We start from the raw sequence: 6,144 nt of genomic DNA, 5'->3' as shown, positions 1-6,144 counted from the left end.
AAACATCGGCAACGAGGGCAGGACGAACCAGAATGTCGCCTGCGCATGTGCCGCCATGTTCGTCGCATCAGGCCGGTCGTGCCATAGCCATATCATGCCGAGTACCGATACCACCGGCAGCGACGCAATTAGCGCCCCGAACCCGGGGTAGCGCTTCGCCACTTCCGACGCGGCTGCGATCAATATGGCCGAGATGATGGCTTTGCTTGCGAGATAGAGCATCGGAGAGCCCATCAGTGATGCCGATCCGACCGGCGCCGTGAACGCCCGAAGGTCGCAACTCGCCAGAGATACCAGATGACGGCCAGTGCGAGCACGCCGTTGCTGACCGGCTCGATGACGTTCGCCACCTGATTATAGCGTTCGCCCAGCTCGAACCCCGCCAGCACTAGGATCACGGTCCATATTGCGGAGCCGGCAAGCGTCGAGAGCAGGAATGGGCCGAGCGGCATCCCGCTGACCCCTGCGGGGACCGAAATCAATGTCCGGACCCCCGGGACCGTACGGCCGAACAGAACCGCCCAATGGCCATAGCGGTCGAACCAGCGGTCGACATGATCGACCTCGCCCGGTGTCAGCGTCAGCCATCGACCGTGACGGGACGCGAAGCGCTTCAACCGATCGATGCCGATCCAGCGGCCGACATAGTACCACAGCACTGCCCCTGCAGCCGATCCGAGGGTGCCGGCGACAACGATCACCAACAGCGAGCCGCGCCCTTGCGCAGCCGTGTAGCCTGCGAGCGGCAAGATCACTTCCGATGGGATCGGCGGGAAGACGTTTTCGGCCAGCATCAGCAGGAAGACGCCGAAGCCGCCGAGCGCTGAGAGAATCGATGTTATGATGTCGAACACAAGCCAGCCTCGTCAGAAGACCCAATAGAAAATCGCGCAGAATGCGAGCAGGAAGGCGAAGACGGACCCTACGATCCGGTTTTCCAGTCGCGGACACTCGACGTTCCTGATCCGCACGGCGACTTGCCAAGCGGGGCGGATTGGACACCGCCAAGAGCCTGCGGCAATGCGATCCAGCTCCGCATCCGACAGCCCGAAAAACGCCTTCACATCGGCGCGTGATCGCCCCGCCAGCCCCATCACGCGAAGCACCACGTCGTCCCATGCGACATCGATCGCGCTTGGCCGATCAACGATCAGGCCGCGCGCATCACCGCCCGCCCAGGAGGGAGAAAGCAAACCGATTATCCGGTGCGGATTGCGCTCCAGCAGTGTCGCCCAGCGCAGCAAGCGGTGTTGGCGATCCTGCGCCGCGATGCTGCTCGCCGGCGTCCAGCGTTTAGTAAGCGCGCGAACGGGCCGCGGCCATTGAGGCGCCTGAGAGGCCGTCATGGGCTTGCGGGGGTGCCGACGTCGCTTTTGCTGGCGCGCTTGAGCGGACGAGAACAGCGCAGCGTGAGGAAGGTGGTGGCGCTCAGAATGACGGCGATATCATAGAGGCCATAGCCCACCGCCGCGCCGAGCGCCCCGGTAGCCCATAAACTGGCCGCTGTTGCCGTGCCCGACGCTTTGCTGCCGTTCTTCAGGATGGCGCCACCCCCGATAAAGCCGACGCCGGTAATCAGACCTTCGAGCAATCTGGCTTGCGCAGGAGACGTGCGGCCGAGGATTGCGATGCCCACCAGCACGAACCCGCAACTGGCAATGGCGACCAGTGGGAAGGTTCGGATACCTGCGCTGCGCGCATCCCTCTCCCGATCCCAGCCAACCGGCAGGGCGAGCGCGTAGGCGGAGGCGAGACTGATGATATGGGTGGCGATCTCCCACCACGAGCTTTGAAACATGTCGGCCTGCCTGTTCTACGCGATTGCTCCAGATCGGAGGAAATGGTGGAATGTCTCACGGGAAGGCGATGGTCGCGAACATCGGCGATCCTAGCGGTGCAGACATGCGATGATGGCGGTCACGACGGCAGTGGTCTCGGCTACGTCGCGCACCTTCACCGTATCGAGGCCGATTTCAGCAGCAGGATAGTCATTCCCGCCGGGGAAAATCGCATCGCCGATGAACAGCATTGCATCGAGCGGCACGCCGCTTTCGGCACTCAGACGCTTCAGGCCATAGCCTTTGTCGACCCCTGCCCTCGTCACGTCGATCGATGTCGTGCCGCCAAGATTGATCGAGAGGTCGGGCAGCGCCGCGCGCAAGGTCGCCTGCAACGCGGTGCGCTTCTTTCGGTCAGGATCCCACGCTTCCTTTTCCTTCAGCGGCGCTGCCTGGCCAAGCCCTGAAAAGGTAATTTGGCTACCGCGATCCTCGATCCGTTCACCCCAAATGCGTTCATCAGCGATGCCGGCATCGGCGAGCGCTCGATCGAAGGCCGTGCGGATCCTCCCTCTCTCCGCGTCGTCGAACAACTCGGTATAGACAGCGCGCCAAGCGCCATTGATGAACCGGTAGAGCTTTGTGCCCGTGGTCGGCATCAACCAAAGGCGGTCGAGGGCGGCATCCACAGGAAGGCGTGAAGCAACCTGCTTTTCGAATTGCGGCCAGTCCCCGCCCGAGATTACCGCCACGTCGGTGACGGCGAGCAATCGGGCGAGGGTTGCGGCCATATCCTCCGATAAAGGGCGCTTGCTCTCCGCAAGCGTGCCGTCGAGGTCGAAGGCGATCAGCCATTTCATTGGTCATCTCCGAATGATCGGTCGCAGGATCTCGACAGGACAATCATCAGGACGCCTTGCGGCTGATCGTCTCACCGTCGCGGCGCCGAAGGTCGTTGTGAAGAGCTGTGGCAGCGATGGCGGCATGGCCCATCGCAACGCTGATCTGGTCCAGCGACATGACGATATCACCGGCTGCATAGATACCGCTGACACTGGTGCGTTGGTGTGGATCGACGATGATGCAACTATCGTCACTCAACTCCACGTCGAGCTGGCGGGCCAAGGCATTGTTGCTGTCGGAACCGAGCGCGGGATAGATCGTGTCGGCATCCAGCACGCTTCCGTCGACCAGGTGCAAGCGCGCTCGGTCGCCGGAAAAATCAAGTCGATCAAGCGGGCTCGATGCGACTGACACCCCTGCCGCGTCGAGTTCCGTCCGGTCATTTTCGCTTAGGTCCACCGAGTTGTGCGCGACCAGCGTGATCCGATCGGAATAAGTTCGCAGGAACAGCGCTTCGGCCACCCCATGCGTATCGGCACCAATGACGCCGATCGCTTGGTCGGTCGCTTCGTATCCGTCGCACACCGGGCAGTAGCGCAGCAATCCGCGATCGAGCGCATCGCGATGGGTTTCGCCGTCCATTTCAGGTCGGCGATTTTCCACCCCTGTCGCAATCAGGATCGAACGGGCTGCGATCGTCAGGTCGCCGCCTTGCGCCTCGAAGGCGTCTTGTGATCCTGTCGCCGCATCAATTCGGCCGTCGAGAATGATCGCGCCGTATCGCTCTGCCTGCGCGCGCATCCGACCGAGCAATTCCCCACCGTTGATCCCTTCCGGAAAGCCGGCGTGATTGTGCGAACGGGGAATCCATTTCGCGCGACTATGCCCCGCGTCGACCACGATGACCCGCCGACGATAGCGGGCAAGATAGATCGCGGCGGTCAGGCCCGCAGGCCCTCCCCCCACGATCAGCACATTTGCCTGATAAGCGCTCATGCCGCCTTCCCCGCTGGATCGCGGTAGGCGAGCAGCCTGAGCGCATTGATGACGACGAGAAGCGTCGATCCCTCGTGGACCGCTACCGCTGGGCCGATGCCAAGGCCGAGGATGGTGGCAGGCACCAAGAAGGCGACGACGCCCAAGCTGACGAAGACGTTCTGGCGAATGATCCAGCGCGTGTGCCGACTAAGACCGACCGCGAACGGCAGGTGCGCCAGGTCGTCGGCCATCAGGGCGACGTCGGCCGTCTCCAGCGCCACGTCCGAGCCTGCCGCGCCCATCGCGATGCCGACCGTCGCGCTCGCCATCGCCGGCGCATCGTTCACGCCGTCGCCGACCATCGCTACCTTGTCTTCGCCGGCGAGCTTCCTGATCGCGGCGACCTTGTCTTCGGGCATCAGGTCGCCCCATGCCTCGTCGATCCCGACGTCCTTGGCGATCGCTTCGGCAACCTTCTGATGATCGCCGGAGATCATTATCATCCGCGACACGCCCATCTCGTGCAGCCGGCGCAGAGCGGTCTTGGCAGCTTCGCGAGGCGTGTCCATCAGGCCGATCGCGCCCAGGTCGCGATCCCCCTTGCGGACGACCATCGTCGTGCGACCGTTTTCGCGCAGTTGCGCGATCGCATCCAGCGCCCCTTGCCCCAGCGCCGGGATGCCTTCCGTCCCGAACATCTCGGCCTTGCCGATCCATACCGTTTCGCCATCCACGCTCGCGGTGACGCCGCGACCGGTCAGGCTTTTAAGGTCGCCGGCAGCGGGCAAGGCGCGCCCGTTCAGCCGTTCGCGGCCGTCCTTGACGATCGCTTGGGCCAGCGGATGATCGCTCAGCGCCTCGACAGCGACGGCCAGTGCCAGCAGCTCGCCCTCGTCGGTGCCATTGACGGGAACGACGTCGGTGATGCGCGGACGCCCTTCAGTCAGCGTGCCGGTCTTGTCGAAGGCGATCGCCTTCAACGAGCCGAGATTTTCCAAGGGCGCGCCACCCTTCACCAGCACGCCGCCGCGCGCCGCCCGCGCGACGCCGGACAGGACCGCGCTGGGCGTCGCGATGGCGAGCGCGCACGGGCTTGCCGCCACCAGCACCGCCATCGCGCGATAAAAGCTGTCGCGAAACGGTTCGTCGACGACCACCCATGCGAACAGCAGGACCACCGACAGGAGCAGGACGGCAGGCACGAACACCCGCTCGAACCGATCGGTAAAGCGCTGCGTCGGCGACTTCTGCGTCTCTGCCTCGCTCACCATCTTCACGACCTTGGCGAGCGCGCTTTCGTTGGAACGGCGTGTCACCTCGATCTCGATCGCGCCGCCGCCGTTGATCGTACCGGCGAACACCCGACTTTCCGCGTCCACCGCATCGGGCTTGGCGCGCGCTGCCGCCGCGTCCGCGACCGGCACCTTGTCGACCGGGATGCTTTCGCCCGTCACCGGGGCCTGGTTGATCGCGCTGGTGCCCTTGATGACGAAGCCGTCCGCAGGCAGGCGCTCGTTCGGGCGGACGATGGCGATGTCCCCGACGACCATCTGTTCGACCGGGATTTCGATGGTCTGCCCGTCGCGCCGAACGGTCGCTGTTTCGGGCGCAAGCTTCGCCAGCGCCTCGATCGCCTTCTTGGCGCGACCCATAGCATAATGCTCTAGCGCGTGGCCGATGCTGAACAGGAACAGCAGCAGCGCGCCTTCGGCCCATGCGCCCAACGCAGCAGCGCCAGCGGCAGCGACCAGCATCAAGGTGTCGATCTCGAACTTCTTCATCCGAAGGTTGTCGATCGCCTCGCGCAGCGTGAAGAATCCGCCGAAGAAATAGGCCGTGATATAGCAAGCGGTCGGCAGCCAACCCGGCGCGCTGGGCACCAGCTTCTCGATCGCGAACCCGATCCCCAGCAGCGTGCCGCAGGCGAGCGCGAAGATCAGCTCGGTATTGGGACCAAGAAATTCGGCATGGCTATGGTCGTGACCATCGTCGGGGCCGTGCTTCTCTTTTTCCGCGCCGTGGCCTCCTGGGCCGTGGTCATGGTCGGCATGTTCGTCTGCGGCGACGCGTTTGCCCACACCGACCTTCAGCTTGCGAAGCGCGGCCCGCACCTCCTCTTCGGTGGTCTCTCGGCGATCATATTCGACCCGAACCGAGCCGCTGGTGCTCGCGCTTGCCTGTACCACGCCCGGCAAGGTGCGCAGCGCATCGCTGATCGTGCGCGCTCGACGTTCGTGACTGATACCTGTCACCTGCCAGATCGCATGGCCGAAGCGTTCGGTGATCTCGGCGCCTGCGGCGCGCACCATCTCGCGCAGACGCGGCAGCGGCAGTTTGGCGGCGTCAAAATGGATGCACAGCGCCGCTGGCGTGTCGCCGTCGAGGCAGATCACATGCGCCCGCTCGACACCTTCGCGCTTCGTCAGGGTTGATACGAGACGGTCCAGGCAGGCGTCAGCCGCGTCGGGAAAAAGGTCCGGCAACAGCACTGGTATATCGAGTTCGAGCTTGTCGTTCATGACGACCTCCTTTCGCTTTTCTTGGT

General features: G+C 64.0%; 7 protein-coding genes. All 7 read right to left on the bottom strand.

Going from position 1 to position 6,144, the window contains the following annotated elements; translation table 11 throughout:
• A partial coding sequence (locus K5Q19_RS15385; RefSeq protein WP_292946928.1) for a DUF3147 family protein occupies positions 1–222 on the bottom strand: 222 nt, incomplete at its 3' end.
• A gap of 11 nt (positions 223–233) precedes the next feature.
• Complete coding sequence (locus K5Q19_RS15380) at positions 234–854, bottom strand: DedA family protein (RefSeq protein WP_017503760.1); 621 nt, start codon at positions 852–854, stop codon at positions 234–236.
• Between the two features lie 12 nt (positions 855–866).
• On the bottom strand, positions 867–1,193 hold the full coding sequence (locus tag K5Q19_RS15375; RefSeq protein ID WP_292946923.1) for a hypothetical protein: 327 nt from the start codon (positions 1,191–1,193) through the stop codon (positions 867–869).
• A 149-nt stretch (positions 1,194–1,342) separates the two neighbouring features.
• Positions 1,343–1,798: an MgtC/SapB family protein gene (locus K5Q19_RS15370; RefSeq protein ID WP_084280103.1), complete on the bottom strand. Its 456-nt coding sequence runs from the start codon at positions 1,796–1,798 to the stop codon at positions 1,343–1,345.
• Positions 1,799–1,888: 90 nt separating this feature from the next.
• On the bottom strand, positions 1,889–2,638 hold the full coding sequence (locus tag K5Q19_RS15365; RefSeq protein ID WP_072383890.1) for an HAD-IIB family hydrolase: 750 nt from the start codon (positions 2,636–2,638) through the stop codon (positions 1,889–1,891).
• Between the two features lie 46 nt (positions 2,639–2,684).
• Positions 2,685–3,617 (bottom strand): NAD(P)/FAD-dependent oxidoreductase, encoded by a 933-nt coding sequence (locus K5Q19_RS15360; RefSeq protein ID WP_072383891.1) that lies wholly within the window; start codon positions 3,615–3,617, stop codon positions 2,685–2,687.
• A complete protein-coding gene (locus tag K5Q19_RS15355; protein ID WP_292946913.1) occupies positions 3,614–6,118 on the bottom strand; it encodes a heavy metal translocating P-type ATPase in 2,505 nt (834 codons plus the stop codon). Before K5Q19_RS15355 ends, K5Q19_RS15360 begins: the two co-directional genes overlap by 4 nt.
• Between the last annotated feature and the right edge of the window lie 26 nt (positions 6,119–6,144).

The organism is Novosphingobium sp., from assembly GCF_019748365.1.
GTDB lineage: Bacteria > Pseudomonadota > Alphaproteobacteria > Sphingomonadales > Sphingomonadaceae > Novosphingobium.
This window is presented reverse-complemented; position numbering and strand designations above follow the sequence as displayed.